Consider the following 16022-nt stretch of genomic DNA (forward strand, 5'->3'; position numbering starts at 1 on the left):
GGGGAAAGTACCCCTGTGTATCCCTACAAACTACTAGCATCAAGACTTTGAGCTTCTTCTGGGGTCAGAGGTAAGTGTAGTCCGCACTCTTGTTTAAGCCCGTTAAAACGTGTATTGCGCTCATTTTCATCTTCTGCCATCAAAGGGCGACTAGAATGCCAGTCACCGACCGACACATAACCTAAATCAAAATAGGGATGATAGGGCAAGTCATGGGCAGTGAGATACTGATAAATATCTTTGGCATTCCACGATAGAATCGGATGTACCTTGTAGCGATCCCCTTGTTCTTCTACCCGTCGCAAAGTCTTGCGGTGGTTAGTTTGGTCACTCCGTAAGCCCGCTAACCATGCTGTCGCCCGTAATTCTTTTAAAGCCCGTTGCATTGGTTCGACCTTACGCATTTTATCGTAAAGATTAAAAGAATCTACATCATTTTGATCCCACAATTTTCCGTAAAGGGCTTCCATACGGGCAGGACTCAGATTAGATTGATAAACTTTTAAATTTAGATTCAGACGTTGTGTTAAATTTTCAGCAAAACGATAGGTATCCGCAGGTAAATAGCCCGTATCGATCCAAATCACAGGCAGAGCGGGAATAATTTGAGTGACTAAATGAAGCATGACGGCGGCTTGAATTCCGAAACTGGTACTCATCACTAAACCATCACCAAAAGTAGCCTCAGCCCAAGTCACCATCGAGTGAGCATCTGCATTTGATAATTCTTGGTTAACTAACTCTAAATCGAGTTGTGGTTTAGCGATTTCCACTGCGATTTTAGAAGAAGAGTTTGAATCGCTCGTACCATTTTTTTGAAAAGTGTGACCTACCTGAGTCTGTCCTGATTCGGTCATCGTCAGGTTAGAATCAATAACTTTTAGCTGTTGCATTTGTGACAGTATGTACCTTTACACTCAACGAACTGAATATTTTTGAGGGAGGCTGAATCTATTCGAGAGATAGAATTCTTCATCCTATTCTACCGTAGTTGGTTCTTTCACAAAAACGATTTAAGTTACGGTTTAGTAACCATGTTCAGACCGATATTTTTTAAGTTCTGTTTTTAGTTCCTCAGACGAAGCCTCTGTAATCACATAGAATTTAAAAGGTTGATCTTGACTCAAATAAGCCGAGTAAGAGGCTCTCAGAAAGGGACGGTAATCCTCATTGTTCGCAATATACACCTCAAAAAAAGCGACCATCGTCGAATCTCCATAGGCTGAAATCAGATTCGGTGAGGGCAGTAAAATATTACTCGAATCAATTAATGTGGTCAAACCTGCATCTAAAGCTGAAAAATCTACGTGTGCTTGTCCTTGCATCATTCCCAAATATTTATTTTCAGTAGTTAACCAGGGAAATGACCTTGCTTGCTCAAATACAAAAGGTGTTGCGGGATCATAGCTACCTGCACCAATCCAAACGGGAATTTGGATCTTAGCGAGACCTTTAGGCCCGAAAAGACTACTATTGACAGGATTGGCGGCGAGAACGGCTTGCACACGCGGATCACGGAAATTGTATTCTTGACGGGGTAATTTGAGAGCGCGACATTGTAACAATAAAGACAGATTAAAATACTGATTGTCATCGTTACAAGCATCTTCAAGATAATCAAAATCAATGGTTGCACCTGCTAAGGCAAGAGCCGTATAACCGCCAAAGGAATGACCCATTACACCAACGGATTTTAAATTCAAACGTCCGTTAAACTCAGACGGGTTGCGGCGTTCAAGTTCATCAATGATAAAACTAATATCTAAAGGACGATCAATAAATTCGTTGCGGTTGAAAACTTGGTTGGAATAACCGTCTAATAAATTTTTCACCTGGTTAAAATCACTGCCTGGATGCTGTGGTGCTGCGACAAAATAGCCATATGAAGCTAAATGAGATAATTGTTTCTCAAAATCTTCTGGACGCGAGGCTAGTCCATGTGAAAAAATCATAACGGGTGTTTGACCACTGCGCCAACGTCGGGGTTTATAGACATCCATATAAAAGGTGCGTTGACGTTTTGGATCGGTTAATGTCCAACGTTCTTTAATTACGTCATAAGTCCCCGCTTGCCGTAAATCCGTCATTGACGCATAGTTGACGAGCGGGTTTTTTGCGGCTTCTTCGGCTGATAATTGAGCTAAATTTTGACTAAAAGATTCTGTTGCTTGGACAACAAGATTAATCATTCGAGATAATTTCAAAACGTCATTGACATTAATCTCAACGTTAGTCGGCAGTTTCTGTAAAAAGTTTAATAACGTCAATCCTTGAGGATCAAGGGATGCTTGAATAATGGCTCCTCGCAACGCTAATTTTCCATTAATCCCGCCTTGAATCTTGATATATTCACCAAAAAATGTTAGAATCTCTTCTCCAGTTTCAGTATTAAAAAAACGAGATATTTGTAGAGGATTGATATTTGCTTTTTCAACTAAAGCTCTGCGAAATTCGGCTTGTTGGCTTGGTGTAGTGCCTTTGAGATAAGTTCTTAAATTTGCGTCGATCGTACCATTAAGAGCAAAAGCTTCTAGGGAAGACGTTTTAAGCTGTAGTTGTACAGGGCCATAATTAATTAAAATTACTTCTGCTGCTTCGAGGGGAACAGAGGTTAGAACAGATATGATACCAAAAATAAGCGATGCCGCAGGTACGCGAAGCGCACGCAAAACGCGACGAAATCCTAAACTTTCCAAAGCTTTCTCCTAGTAATCACAGATTAGAGTCAAAATCTAGCTTATTTAGGGTTAACAATCAGCATTTTAATATAAGTATTGATCTTAACATTTCCATTTTAGCCTTCTTCAAGAAGTGAAATGTTTAAGCAACCCTTGCTGATTTATCCTAGATCACGGATGCTATTAACGGAATTAATCAAAGGTAAGAACGTGGATATTCGATTATTAGCATTAGATTTAGATGGTACGATCGTTGGACATAATAACCAAATCAGTCCAAGAGTTCAAGAAGCGATAACAGCAGCACAAAGCAAAGGAATACAGGTGGCAGTGGCTACGGGAAGAATGTATACTTCAGCCCGTAAATATCATCAAACGATCGTTTCTGCTCTACCGCTTATTGCTTACAATGGAGCCTTAATTCAAGATCCGTTGACCGAAAAAATACTTTATCATCTTCCCGTTCCCTTAGATACAGCCCTAGATTTAATCAATGAATTAGAAAAACCGCAATGGCGATCTAAAGTTAATATTCATCTCTATCTTAATGATCAACTGTATGTTAGCCAAATCACCGAGGAAACAGAACGCTATGCAGCTAGATCGAATGTACCAGTGAATGCAGTGGGCAATCTAGAAACTTTCTTAAAAAATAACGCAGAGCCGACTAAAATTCTAGCGGTGGGAACTTCTCCTAAAGTGATCAAGCAACTGATGAGTACTTTACAAGGATATTTTACGAGCGATCAACTCTATCTGACTCAGTCTACTCCAGTCTTTTTTGAAGCGACTCATCACAACGCAAATAAAGGAACGGGTGTTTGTTATCTTGCTGAACAAATCTTAGGTTTAACCGCAGAACAGGTAATGACGATCGGTGATAATTATAATGATGTTTCGATGTTGTCCTATGCTGGTTTTAGTGTAGCGATGGGGAATGCACCAGAGCAAGTTAAAGAAGTTGCCCAATGGGTTGCCCCTACTATTGAATTAGAGGGTGTAGCAGTCGCCATCGAAAAATTTTTACTTTGAACTTTTTTTAATCCTTTCCTAGGTTGCTCATATAATAAATGGGAAACTCAACATTAACCTTGTAGTCTTTATGACAAAATTTTTAGCCCATCGCTGGTTAACTTCGTTTTTACTAGGATTTATTTCATTTATTGTTGGATCTCAAACACTACCGACACAAGCAGAATCATTATATAGTCCAATTCCTCTAACTTCAGTTAATGAAATCTCTGACACGCTTTCTGATAAAGATATTCCAACTGGTGAAGGTGGGTTTGCTAGAGACTATGCCCTAGAACTTAATGAAGGCGATCAAGTTGCGATTGATTTAATTTCCGATGATTTTGATGCGATCGTTGTTTTACTCTCTGATGATGGCACAACCGTCGCTGAAAATGATGATGGCCCAGATGGTAGTACAAATTCACTACTTTTTTCACGGATTACAGAATCAGGTAAATATATTATTCGCGTTCGAGCTTTTGGCGAAACAGGTAGCGGAAAATTTGTCCTCAAAGTGTCTCGTCTTCGCCCCACTAAATAAAAATTGATCAATCAAAAAAATCTAGTTAGACAACAAAGATAAATCACTTCTGTCCATTCCACAACTGCCCCATAAGTATCGCCTGTGTGTCCCCCTAATTGACCATTAAACCAAAATCCAGTCAGATAAGAAATGGTCAAACCTAAAACGATGATCAATAAATTGACAGTCCATTGCGTCGGATGAAAAAATTGATAACTGATAGTAAGTCCGAGTAGTGGCAATAGTCCCAACCAAACATCTTGAGGTAAACGGATATTTTGTTTATGAAACGCCCCTTTTCCAGTCGGTTTGAGATAGGGATAAATAGCGATCGCTATAAGCTGTCCCCAACGTCCCCACCCCGCAGCAAACATCAAGACTAAATACCGATCCGATGTTAGATCACTAACCGCCAAAGTTTTCAGTAATAAAACGATCACCCCAGCCATCACCCCAAAAGCCCCGCTATGACTATCCTGCATGACTTCTAAACGACGTTTTGGCTCGGTTACGGCTAACCCGTCTGCTGTATCCATCACCCCATCCAAATGTAAGCCACCAGTGAGATAAAGCCAAATTGCGACCATTAAACCACTGCGAGTTAGATTCGGCCAGCCTAACTGAGCTAAAATAATATCTAGAATTCCTAAAAAACTACCTAAAAGGATTCCTATCCAACTACTCCAACGAGCAATTCTAAAATAATTAGGATGCCAAGTCGTCGGTAACCAGATAATCGGAATTGGTATTATAGTATAAAAAGATACAGCACCTAAAAAAGATTGGATCTGTTCTTTGATGAATATTTTTGCTCTAGGCACATTAATCAGTGAAAATTTAAGGAAGAATTCAAACAATTTGCGTTAATATTGTATCGTAGCCTACTCAGCACAGAAATCAAATATGTAGCAGGTTTCTCACAGATTTTAAGCATTATATTAAATTTTTAATAGGTAATTTCTCATGAATTACGACAACTCATCTCATTCGTTCCCCGCTCCTTGTATTATCGATTTTGGCACAATAATTAATAAAGACGATATCCGACGGTTGCTCAATGATTTAGGACGTGTTAGATACATACACACCCTAGAGGGAAAAATACAAAGTGAAGGGGAAGGATGGATAGTAGAAGTTTTTACAGATCCTCAACAAGCAACCATTGTTGCTAATCATACTTTATATTTAAACGTTCAAAGTTTTGATTATTTAACATTACACCAATCCCCTGAAAACAATACCTATTTTGATTTAGTGCAAGATAATCGCCAATTACGATTAATTCCCCTCAGTAGTCCTCTAGAAGAACAAGAAAACAGGCGAACAATCGATGTAGATACGCTAGAAGTTATGATGAATCAAGTATTATCCGCTAAATGGGATGTTCAAATTGATGATGACGATGAGGATATTCCTTTTTAAAAAATGGGATTTTCATATCAATTAGTTGCAAAATCTAGACAAACTCAAGCACGAGTCGGGATCTGGCATACGCCTCACGGTATTGTAGAAACTCCCCGTTTTATGCCTGTTGGAACTGTAGGAACGATTAAGGGTCTAACGCCAGCACAAGTCGAAACAACTGGCGCACAAATGATTTTAGCGAATACCTATCATCTTCATCTACAACCAGGTGAAAGCATTGTAGAAAAAGCAGGTGGACTTCATGCTTTTATGGGATGGAAAGGGCCAATTTTAACTGATTCTGGCGGTTTTCAGGTTTTTAGCCTTAGTCAGTTGAGAGATATTAAAGAAACTGGTGTAACGTTTCGTTCTCCCAGAGATGGGCGTATCATTGAACTAACACCCGAACGCTCGATCCAGATTCAGAATAAACTAGGGGCAGATGTCATTATGGCATTTGATGAATGTCCTCCCGCAAATGCCACGCGAACCGATGTCACGAAAGCCACAGAAAGAACGTATCGTTGGCTAGAACGCTGTATAACTGCTCATGAACGTCCTCAAGATCAAGCCCTTTTTCCCATTGTACAAGGGGGGATTTTTTTAGATCTCAGAGCAAAAGCCGCTTTTGATTTAATCGCTTTAGATCAACCAGGGTATGCAATAGGTGGGGTAAGTGTGGGAGAAGCACCCGAATTAATTCATCAAATTGTTGCTCAGACAGCCCCTTTATTACCAACCCATAAACCTCGTTATCTAATGGGTGTGGGTACCTATCAAGAAATGGCACGTGCGATCGCATCTGGAATTGATTTATTTGATTGTGTGATTCCGACTCGTTTTGGGAGACATGGTACAGCAATGGTACAAGGTGAGCGTTGGAACCTCAAAAATGCGCGATTTAAAGAAGATTTTACCCCTCTTGATTCAAGTTGTTCTTGTTACACTTGTCAGACGTTTACACGGGCATATTTGAATCATTTAATCAAAGCAAGGGAAATGTTAGGGTATATCTTATTGTCTTTGCACAATATTGCTGAATTAGTCCGCTTTACAACCCAAATTAGGGAAGCCATTTTAGGCGATCGCTTTGTCGAAGAATTTGGTCACTGGCTCAATGATCCACATGACAAATCGTGATACAATTTGAGTCATCTTTAAAAAACAAGTCTTGGATAGGTAGATAGATCAATGGATGCGGCACTCTTGTTAGCAAAATTACCCGAAGCGTACCAAATTTTCGATCCGTTAGTGGATGTTTTACCTCTGATTCCCTTATTTTTCTTATTACTTGCTTTCGTATGGCAAGCGGCTGTAGGTTTTAGATAATTTGTCTAAAAAATATAAAAAAAGTAAAGGGCATCTTGATTAGATGTCCTTTTGTTTTTCTTAATTTTGAATAATTTTACTTGACTTCAGCACGAAGAAATTTAAAAGGTTCGGCGGGCTTAAACTGATCTGCCACATTGCCAGCTAAAATAACACCATTCGTTAAAGTTAGCTTTTTCGTCAGACTTCCTTCAGCAAAATCAAGATCAGAAAGATTTACCCAAAATACATTAGGACTACGAGTCGATTCAAAAAAATAACGTTTGTTCTTTTGATCTGATACGGTACGCCACACCGTCGAGGAAATTTCAGGCCGATCAGGTGTAGAGATGCCTAACGGAACTGATACACTGCGGATCACACTAAAAGCGGCTGCAACTGCTTCATTGATATCCGATGTTTTTGGGATTGCATTAATATAAAATGAAGCTCGGACAAAGCGATCGGCCGCTCGATTAGTCCCTGGTAACATGGTCAATCCGCCAATCTGTTTCCAATAATCAGTGAGGGCAAGTTGTTGCTCATATACTGGAGAATTGGTCATCACCTGATAGTCTCGACTATGGTGAATCACCAGTTTTCCACCTATATATTCAAAGATAGCAGAGTCGCCAGTCGCGTCAGAAATCGACAAATGTACCGTCCCTGGTTTGCCGTCTGGGGACATCGATGGAACAACATAAAATGGCTCTTTCCGTAAAGTGTCTACTGCTTCTGCGACAGTAGCAAAGTTATCTAAAACGTACTGTGTCCATATCGATACAGCTAGAGGTTTTCGGGGATCATTGGGGGTAGGTTTAACATATTCGGATTCAGAAAGATAATTTAGATTAGCAACTAAACCCTTCTCATTCATGCCATCGGCTGTACCCGCATCGAATCCTGCTGCAATCACGCTACCATATTTAGAAGTCCATTGAATCGATTTGGGGCCTGCTGCACCATCACGCTTGACTCCACGTGGAAAAGCCCAGAGATTTGTCCCAAGGTCGTTATACCAGTCCATGCTACGTACGGTAATAACCGTATTTTCTGGCCCTAAATAAACCGCCCGCGTACAAGCTTGTAGTTTTGTGTGGGGAATCATCCCAACCAATAATGTAGACAGCGCAATACTTAATACTTTATTAATTGTAGTTTTCATGATTGGTTAATTTTGGATTATGAATGCTCATGTGCCAGATGAGCCGCACAACTTAATTATTAAATGCAGAAATTTATTAATATGTTACTCACTAATAAGAAGGATCAAATATTAATTTATTTTTAAAAATTACATTAAGTTTATTGAAGTAAATGTAAGTTTTTTGATTTACTTTTTTCACAGATTAATTTCATCTATTGGAAATTTATGAATACAAATGTTCGATCTGTTTAGCCAGATAAAGACGTTTGGGTTGTTTAAACAGCCAACTGATTAGGCCATGCTCTACTTTTTGCAGTTGATAACCATGACTAAAATAAAGTTGCTGTGCAGCTAAATTATCTTCGAGAACGTGTAGCGATAATTCGTCAAACCCCCATTCAAGGGCAATGCGATCGCATTTTATTAATAATTGTCGTGCAACTCCTTGACCACGATATTCAGGTAACACCGCCAAATTAGAAATATAGGGAATTTGTTTAGACATGATTTGATGTCGTAAACCTAGTTCAACCGTTCCCACAAGGGTTTCTGATTTTGTGCCATGATTAGAGGGGTTGGAAAAAGCAACTATACAACGGTAGTTTGGTTTAGTAGAACGTAAACGTCCTCTGATATCCTCAGTCATCCCCAATTTAAATAAGGGTTGTAGTCCTAGTACGGTTGTTTGAGGTGGATAAAAACTACGAGATAGAACCTCAACTAACCCCTTAAGATCCTTGGGTTGAGCCGATCGAATATTGAGTGATAAAATTACTGGTACTTGCTCCTTCTTATCTAATTGGCAAGATTTAGACACAGGTTTTACACTGGGATTAAAAATTTGTTTTAATAAAGGACACGAAAAGAGTTTATAAAGCAAGAAAATAACCTAAATGATTGATAGTTGTATCTAATTATCTGCTTTATATTATAAACCTCTGATCATACCCTGTTCTGTCCAAGCTATCAGTCTTAAATCGTTGTGCCTCGATAGGTTAAGCCACTGCGTTTCATCGAAAATCGTCGAGCAAATTGAGGAAGATCCCCCTGATGTCCGAGCAAAATGACTGTATCCCCTTCTTGCAAGATAAATGAATGTGAGGGATGAATTAAAATTGTTCCATCAAGTTGACGAAGTGCGACGACGACAAAAGCTCCTTTTCCTCCTGTTTCCATTTCACTAATCGGTTGGTTGACAAAAGGTGAATTAGATGTGATTGAAAGTTCTTCAAGTTTGAGATCAATTTGCGCGAGTAATTCATTAAGATTCCGTCTACCTTCATCTTCTTCAAGAAAATCAATAGCCGCAGGATGGGTAATCATTTGAGCCATCCGTTCGGCCCCGATCGTCGCTGGTAAAATAACTTGATTAGCCCCCGCTAACTTCAGTTTTTTTTCAGTAGAGGGTAACTCCCCTCTAGCAATAATCATTAAATTAGAATTCAATTCCCTAGCGGTTAAGGTAATAAAGACATTTAGAGCATCATCAGGAAGAACGGTCGCTAAATATTTCGCTTTTTGGATTCCTGCTGTATATAGACTATTTTCATCGGCGGCATTGCCTTCTACAATTAAATAGCCTTTTTCTTGAGCTTGTATAATTCTTTCAGAGTTGTTATCAATAATAACAAACGTGGCTTGTGATTCTTGTAGCCTTCGGGCTAAAATCTGTCCTAAACGACCATAACCACAGATAATCACGTGATCTTGTAGCGATTCTATTTCTCGATTCATGCGTCTTGATGCTAACATTTGATTGATTTGACCCTCGGTGATCATTTGAAAAAATCCACCGACTGCATAAACGGCTGAAGTTGTACCACAAATAATCACCAGTATAGTTAAGATCCTAAGTCCTGGTGTATTAATCGGTCTAATTTCTCCAAAGCCAACGCCAAAAACCGTAATAATGACTTGATAAAACGAATCCAAAAAATTCCAGCCGTACAACATATATCCTATTGTCGCGCCAACAACAGTAGCGAGAAAAAACAGAATACCTAATAAAGTACGCTGGAGCGAACTTAGCACCTTTAGCCCTCCAGAGCGAAAAGATCAAATCTATCTCATGATAGTTGTTGATTAAGTTTAAGGGAGTATAGAGGAATGCTATAATGACTCATCTTCAACTTGTCCATCCGAGCCAATCCAAGCTAATTTTTTGACTCTCACCCGACGGGCATATTCTCGAATCGCTTCAGGAGAACGCCCACCAATTTCAAGAGCAACTCGCAGGAGTTCTGGCGATTTTCTTAAGTGTTGAGCATGAATTAAAGCCGCAATTTCCGCATCAGGTGTTTGAGGAATCACTAACCAATCTAAAGGGGGCGTTTCTTGGGGTAAAAGAGTAGTCGAAAGTAAACAAGTGTGTAAATTTTCTAAATTAAGCGAAAAGCCAATACCTGGGGCGGCTTTTGAAAGAGGATGATACACGCTTAATAATTGGTCATAACGTCCGCCTTGAGCTAAGATGCGGAGTTGCTGATCGGTATAACTAACGGCTTTAAAAATAATTCCCGTATAAAAATCAAAGGTTTGCACCAAACTTAAATCTAATACCCAGGGAAGGGGTTTAGCAAAGCTATTCTGTACTAATTCTAGTAAGGATTTAAGATTATTAACGGCTTGTTGTGCGGATTGATCTAAATCAAGAGTGAGGATTTTTTGCAGAACATCGCTAGGATTACCTCGTAGATTAAATAATAGTAGGGCTTGTTCTCGTAGGACTGCACTTGGATAAGACAAATTTTCTAAACTGACATAATCTAAGTTAGCAAGACAGTGACGGACTTGTTGTTGCAAAGGAAGCGGAAAAGGAGAGAGTAAAGAGCGAGTTAATTCGGCTTCTCCTAAGATTAAATGCCATTGAGGTACACCCAGTTGCTCTAAACATTGAGCCAATAACAGCAAAATTTCGGCATCTGCTAACACACCACCTGCAAAAAGTAGTTCTACACCCGCTTGATGAAATTCTAATTGTTGTCCATGATGTCCAGTGGGAGGATTACGAAAAACATTAGCACGATAACAGATGCGTTGTGGATGAGAATGATCTGCTAAACGAGTGACGGCAGTACGGGCAATAGAGGCGGTTAATTCGGGGCGTAATCCTAATGCTCCTTCGCTGGTTTCTTGTAGTTGAATAACCGTAGAACGTTCAATCGCGCCACCTGCTATTAGTGTATCAAGCCATTCGATGCTAGAGGTGACAATACGTTGATAGCCCCACCGTTGAAAAATCTCTTGTATGCGATCGTTGATCCATGATTTTTGAGTCACTTCAAGGGGGAGTAAATCTCTTGCGCCAGACGGTGCTTGATGAATCATTGTTTTGATGCTAATTGAATGGTGTTTTGACCAATCGTAAATTTATATTTGGTCGTTGATTTGCTACCGCCATTGTGTTTATGACATAAAAAACCCTAGTTGTTCAACTGGGGTTCTCGTAGTATCTACATTTTACATTTACAGTCGTCCCCAATCAATTCTTTAAACAACATCTTGATTGATGCTCAAAAATTAATAGTTTTTTACACTAAGCCGATGATGGGATTTGAACCCACGACCAATTGATTACGAATCAACTACTCTACCACTGAGCTACATCGGCATTGCCAATCTCAAATTATACTATAAAGAAGAATAAAAAATCAAAAGATTTAACGCATGACGAATCCTAACAGACAAAAACTCGATCCTGAAAAATACGCTCGTCTAAAAGCAGAAGCGAAAGCACCTTATAAAGGATTGCGACAATTTATGTATATTGGTTTTGGGGCTTCTGGTTTAATCGGGGCTTTTATTTTTCTAGCCCAATTAATAGCAGGTAAAAATGTGATGGGTGTTTTGCCTAATTTTGCTTTGCAGGTGGGTGTTGTCGCGTTAATGGTTTGGTTATATCGTCTCGAACAAAGAAAGTCTAGCTAAAATTTTGTGGGTTAATTGAATGGTTTCTTGCGGTGTGGTTGCCTGAAACAGTTGATCGCGAGCATAAGATCGAAAAAACTGATAACTGATTGAATCAGTGGTCAACAAAATGACAGATTTTTGATTTTTTAAGGCTAAAGCTACTTCTGATGCCGTTCCTAAGCCCATACCGCAAGCAATGACCACATCGGAAGATAGTACATTGATATTATTCCGAGCTTGACCGAGATCAGTAACGATCGCAATATCTACTGCTTCTGATGCTTGTGAATTTGTACTCGGTAAAATCCCAACGGTTAATCCTCCCGCTTGTTTAGCCCCTCTACTAGCTGCATCCATAACACCGCTCGCTCTACCTCCTGTCAATAACACCCAATTATTGATAGCAATGATTTGACCCAGTTCGTAGGCATTTTTAAGGTCTTCTGAACTAGCATTTTCACCAGGCCCCATCACTCCAATTATTATGTTTCTCATTGCTCCTCATTCCTTAAAGGTAAGTTCTGTAAGCTTTTGGTGTGATCCCTGTCAGTTGACGAAACTGTTTAGTTAAATGACTGTGGCTATTGAACCCGCATTCTAAAGCAATATCGATAATAGAACGATCGGTCTGTTTTAATAATTGTTTGGCTCGTTCGATCCGTTGGTGGATTAAATATTGGTAGGGAGCTATACCGATCGACTGTTTAAACAGATGACTAAAATGATATTGACTCATTCCGAGTAATGTCGCTAAATCAGCCAGTTTAATTTCTTGATTTAGATGTTGGTTAATGTAGTCCAACACCTGTAACAATTGACGCTCTGTTAAACCACCTTCATAAATCCCAAGACGAGATTTAGAAACAGCATATTGTCTGAGTAGATGAACTGCTAGAACATTAGCAAGTGAATCAGTATATAGTCTGCTCCCTACATTGTCTTGTTTGAGTTCAGAAAATAGTAACATTGCGATCGCCTCAATCTGGGGATCACGAGTCCGAAATTCTGGAATTAATTCAAGCTGATCAGGATTTATAGAGAGGGTTTCTCTAGCAACACTCTGCAAAAAACGAGATGCAATGCGAATCTGCAAATAATGATCTTCATCATCCCAACGCGCAAAAACCGACATCTGAGCAGGTATTAGAGAAATGTGACCTTTACCATATAATCCAGTGTAAGTTTTATTTCCTTGAATGAGCAAGCGTACAGGACGGGGTGCAAGAGACAGATAAATCGTATGTTCATCACCGTAATGACAAATCGCTTCACCTGCTGGTTGTTGGAATTGCTCGACTAATATATTCTCCCAACAGTGAGCCGTTTCTATCTGATCAGTAGCTAGATTCATCATGCAAAACCCAATTGATCTAATTTGATTTTATTCACTTTGAGAAAAATTTTGCTTTTCCTAAAACCGATCGCAAGATTGTGATAGTAACACAAAAATCAGATAGCAGAACTGAAGTCAACTTCCTAAGCTGGAATGAGATTTGATTAAGTAAAACTATGGCACACTTATTACACATTGATTCTAGCCCACGTGGTGAACGCTCTCACTCGCGCCGTTTGACCAGAGAATTTGTTGAACTTTGGAAGCAGACACATCCTAATGATCTCGTGACCTATCGAGATCTGGGTCGAAATCCAGTGCCACACGTCGATGAACCTTGGATTGCTGCTGCTTTTACACCCCCAGAACAACGCACACCAGAACTCTGGGAATCAATAAACACGAGCAATCAACTGGTAGACGAATTTTTAGCGGCTGATCTCTACATTATTGGTGTTCCAATGTACAATTTTAGCGTTACCAGTACGTTTAAGGCATATATTGACCAAATTGTGCGTCCTGGGCGAACGTTTGCTTTTCAACCAGAGAATGCGATAAACCCTTACAAACCTTTGGTACTGGGTAAGAAAATGTTTGTGATCACAGCGCGAGGAGGTTCTGGGTTTGGTACGGGTGAGTATAATGAGAAAATCAATTTTCAAGACCCTTATTTAAGAGCAATCTTTGGCTTTATTGGGATCACCGACATTACTTTTATTCATGTGGAGAATGTCGAATTAGGAGAGCCAAGTTTAGCACAATCGATCGCCAATGCTCGTAGCCAAATGACTCAACTGGTAGGATGATAAGCTAAGGCAGCTATTCAGATAATACGCTTACTGATGCTGCCTTTAAACCCTCAAAAATACTATCTATTTTCTTCAATATGATTTAATTCTATTTGTTTTAATGCGTCTTCGGCGGCGGCTTTCGTTGCTTCTTGTTTGCGTTTTCCCTTGCCTTGACCATATACAGTTTCTTGTACTTTGACAATGGCGATAAACTCTTTAGCGTGATCTAAACCTGTTTCGCTAATGATTTCATATTTTGGAGTTTGAGTAAAGTTAGCTAATGCCCATTGTTGAAAGCGATTTTTCGGGTCAATTAATGGTTTTTTCTCAGTATCTGATTCAGGTACAATAATTTCAGCCGCAACGCTAGTAAAAATCGGCTGAACATATTCTCTAACTGCTTCAATTCCTGCATCAAGATAATAGGCACCAATCATCGCTTCAAATACATCACAAAGTAAAGCAGGGTTATTTCTACTACCGTCTTTAATTGCTCCTTTTCCTAGACGTAATAATTCACCTAATTTTAGTTCTTTTGCTAATTTGGCTAACTGTGTTTCATCGACTAAATTCGCACGTAAACGAGTTAATTGGGCTTCACTTAAATTCGGATAAGTTTGATAGAGTAATTCTCCAACTAAAAAAGCCAGAATAGCATCACCCAAGAATTCTAGACGTTCATTATGTTCTAGAAAATCTGAATATTCATTGACATAAGAACGATGGGTTAAAGCAGATAACCAAAGAGTTTCATTTTTAAACGTTGGTAAACTTAACATAATCTTTAGTTTTTGAGTCCTGTTGTACCAATTCCTCTAATAAACTGTTTTTGTCCAAAAAGGAATAAAATGATAATGGGAAGCGTCACGATTACAACTACTGCCATTAAAACTGACCAACTATTTGTAAATTCTTCTTGAAAAGCGGCTACGGCTAATTGAACAGTTCTGAGTTCGGGGCGTGTGGTAAAAACTAAGGGTTTAAATAAGTCATTCCATTCAGCTATAAAACTAATTAAAAACAGAGTTACTAAGGCAGGACGTGATAAAGGTAAAAGAATGTTCCAGAGAATTTGAAAACGGTTAGCACCATCTAATAAGGCTGCTTCTTCTAGTTCTATTGGGATGGTTAAAAAGAATTGTCGCATCAAGAATATACTATAGCCACTTGCTGCTGTTGGTAAAATTAAAGCCCAATAGGTATTAATAAGATTACCGATTTTAAGAATCAGAAAAATTGGAATCACTAAAAGTTGAAAAGGAATGACTAGAGTTGCTAAAACTAAAAGTAATATGCTATTGCGTCCTGTAAACGACAAACGAGATAAAGCATAACCCGCAGTTGTAGAAGTAATAATTTGAAAAACAGTAACTGCGATCGCTACTATTGTAGAATTCGTAAAGGCTAAAATAAAGTCACCCTGCTGCCATGCTTCTTGATAATTATTCCAAGTATAGTGATTTTGATTTACTGCCTCTTTTAAATTCATTCCAACTGGAATAATAGACGTTATCAAAACAACTCCTAAAGGAAATAAAACTAAAATACCACATAAAATTAAAATTGATAAAAGAATTAGTTTTTTATTCATAACTTATACTCATTAATTTTATGAAGAATAGTTGCGGAATCAGTTGGACTATCTGCCAGTATATACCAACCTATAAAAATTAATATAAAAGGCAAAATATATTTAGAAGACAGTTTAATTATCAAAAGCAAACGAAGGTTATTCAAAAATATTCTAGCTATGACGCTCCGCAACAAACCCATAACCAAAGCTGTAACGAATACAATCCATCTTAAGCCTTTTTAGGTATTAGACATGAAAGCTAGAAAAACAGCCCAAGTATCTCCACTATTTGCTAACATGATTTAAAATTAAGTCTGTAAAAACTTTAATTTAAAGTTAAAT

At 38.8% G+C, this 16022-nt stretch carries 18 protein-coding genes and 1 tRNA gene; 7 read left to right on the top strand and 12 right to left on the bottom strand.

The genetic code is table 11. From position 1 onward, the window contains the following. Nucleotides 1–23 precede the first annotated feature (23 nt). Together cysH and CFPU101_RS14240 are read right to left on the bottom strand one after the other, a co-directional pair. Complete coding sequence (cysH, locus tag CFPU101_RS14235; RefSeq protein ID WP_206816009.1) at nt 24–893, bottom strand: phosphoadenosine phosphosulfate reductase; 870 nt, start codon at nt 891–893, stop codon at nt 24–26. Between the two features lie 132 nt (nt 894–1025). Further along, nucleotides 1026–2669, bottom strand: coding sequence for an alpha/beta hydrolase (locus tag CFPU101_RS14240; protein WP_206816059.1), 1644 nt, complete (start codon nt 2667–2669; stop codon nt 1026–1028). A gap of 219 nt (nt 2670–2888) precedes the next feature. On the opposite strand from CFPU101_RS14240, the gene CFPU101_RS14245 reads away from it, so the two are divergent. Continuing rightward, on the top strand, nt 2889–3710 hold the full coding sequence (locus tag CFPU101_RS14245; RefSeq protein WP_206816060.1) for a Cof-type HAD-IIB family hydrolase: 822 nt from the start codon (nt 2889–2891) through the stop codon (nt 3708–3710). A 70-nt stretch (nt 3711–3780) separates the two neighbouring features. Then, on the top strand, nt 3781–4233 hold the full coding sequence (locus tag CFPU101_RS14250) for a PPC domain-containing protein (protein ID WP_206816010.1): 453 nt from the start codon (nt 3781–3783) through the stop codon (nt 4231–4233). A gap of 11 nt (nt 4234–4244) precedes the next feature. Here the strand turns inward: CFPU101_RS14250 and cobS are convergent, their stop codons facing one another. Next, nucleotides 4245–5036 carry an adenosylcobinamide-GDP ribazoletransferase gene (gene cobS / locus CFPU101_RS14255; protein WP_206816011.1) on the bottom strand — a complete coding sequence of 264 codons (792 nt, stop codon included), beginning with the start codon at nt 5034–5036 and terminating at the stop codon, nt 4245–4247. Between the two features lie 142 nt (nt 5037–5178). Between cobS and CFPU101_RS14260 the strand changes: the two genes are divergently transcribed. Genes CFPU101_RS14260 through CFPU101_RS14270 form a run of 3 tightly spaced genes read left to right on the top strand, consistent with a single transcriptional unit; the run spans nt 5179 to nt 6948 of the window. Further along, nucleotides 5179–5637, top strand: coding sequence for a hypothetical protein (locus tag CFPU101_RS14260; RefSeq protein ID WP_206816012.1), 459 nt, complete (start codon nt 5179–5181; stop codon nt 5635–5637). A gap of 3 nt (nt 5638–5640) precedes the next feature. Beyond that, on the top strand, nt 5641–6759 hold the full coding sequence (gene tgt / locus CFPU101_RS14265; protein WP_206816013.1) for a tRNA guanosine(34) transglycosylase Tgt: 1119 nt from the start codon (nt 5641–5643) through the stop codon (nt 6757–6759). Nucleotides 6760–6810: 51 nt separating this feature from the next. Then, complete coding sequence (locus tag CFPU101_RS14270; RefSeq protein ID WP_206816014.1) at nt 6811–6948, top strand: photosystem II reaction center protein K; 138 nt, start codon at nt 6811–6813, stop codon at nt 6946–6948. Between the two features lie 76 nt (nt 6949–7024). Here CFPU101_RS14270 and CFPU101_RS14275 read toward each other — a convergent pair whose 3' ends face one another. From CFPU101_RS14275 to CFPU101_RS14295, 5 genes are all read right to left on the bottom strand, one after another. After that, nucleotides 7025–8092 (bottom strand): linear amide C-N hydrolase, encoded by a 1068-nt coding sequence (locus CFPU101_RS14275; RefSeq protein ID WP_206816015.1) that lies wholly within the window; start codon nt 8090–8092, stop codon nt 7025–7027. A 205-nt stretch (nt 8093–8297) separates the two neighbouring features. Further along, complete coding sequence (locus CFPU101_RS14280) at nt 8298–8891, bottom strand: GNAT family N-acetyltransferase (protein ID WP_206816016.1); 594 nt, start codon at nt 8889–8891, stop codon at nt 8298–8300. A gap of 155 nt (nt 8892–9046) precedes the next feature. Then, entirely contained in the window at nt 9047–10105 is a 1059-nt protein-coding gene (locus CFPU101_RS14285; RefSeq protein ID WP_206816017.1) for a TrkA family potassium uptake protein, read from the bottom strand. 78 nt (nt 10106–10183) lie between these two features. Further along, nucleotides 10184–11401, bottom strand: a complete 1218-nt coding sequence (locus tag CFPU101_RS14290) for an ATP phosphoribosyltransferase regulatory subunit (protein ID WP_206816018.1) — start codon at nt 11399–11401, stop codon at nt 10184–10186. A 211-nt stretch (nt 11402–11612) separates the two neighbouring features. Further along, nucleotides 11613–11684: transfer RNA gene (locus CFPU101_RS14295), tRNA-Thr, on the bottom strand. A gap of 56 nt (nt 11685–11740) precedes the next feature. Here CFPU101_RS14295 and CFPU101_RS14300 point away from each other — a divergent pair. Further along, complete coding sequence (locus CFPU101_RS14300) at nt 11741–12001, top strand: DUF3493 domain-containing protein (RefSeq protein ID WP_206816019.1); 261 nt, start codon at nt 11741–11743, stop codon at nt 11999–12001. Here the strand turns inward: CFPU101_RS14300 and CFPU101_RS14305 are convergent. Together CFPU101_RS14305 and CFPU101_RS14310 are read right to left on the bottom strand one after the other, a co-directional pair. Further along, nucleotides 11969–12478 carry a TIGR00725 family protein gene (locus CFPU101_RS14305; protein ID WP_206816020.1) on the bottom strand — a complete coding sequence of 170 codons (510 nt, stop codon included), beginning with the start codon at nt 12476–12478 and terminating at the stop codon, nt 11969–11971. The two genes, CFPU101_RS14300 and CFPU101_RS14305, sit on opposite strands and share 33 nt — an antisense overlap. Nucleotides 12479–12491: 13 nt before the next feature. Then, nucleotides 12492–13337: a helix-turn-helix domain-containing protein gene (locus CFPU101_RS14310; RefSeq protein WP_206816021.1), complete on the bottom strand. Its 846-nt coding sequence runs from the start codon at nt 13335–13337 to the stop codon at nt 12492–12494. Nucleotides 13338–13492: 155 nt separating this feature from the next. Here CFPU101_RS14310 and CFPU101_RS14315 point away from each other — a divergent pair, with 155 nt between their 5' ends. Beyond that, complete coding sequence (locus CFPU101_RS14315; RefSeq protein WP_206816022.1) at nt 13493–14122, top strand: FMN-dependent NADH-azoreductase; 630 nt, start codon at nt 13493–13495, stop codon at nt 14120–14122. Between the two features lie 62 nt (nt 14123–14184). On the opposite strand, the gene rnc is transcribed toward CFPU101_RS14315, so the two are convergent. After that, nucleotides 14185–14886 carry a ribonuclease III gene (gene rnc / locus CFPU101_RS14320; RefSeq protein WP_206816023.1) on the bottom strand — a complete coding sequence of 234 codons (702 nt, stop codon included), beginning with the start codon at nt 14884–14886 and terminating at the stop codon, nt 14185–14187. Nucleotides 14887–14891: 5 nt separating this feature from the next. Beyond that, entirely contained in the window at nt 14892–15698 is an 807-nt protein-coding gene (locus tag CFPU101_RS14325; protein ID WP_206816024.1) for a carbohydrate ABC transporter permease, read from the bottom strand. Nucleotides 15699–16022 lie beyond the last annotated feature (324 nt).

This window comes from Chroococcus sp. FPU101 (assembly GCF_017312365.1).
Taxonomy (GTDB): domain Bacteria; phylum Cyanobacteriota; class Cyanobacteriia; order Cyanobacteriales; family Microcystaceae; genus Chroococcus.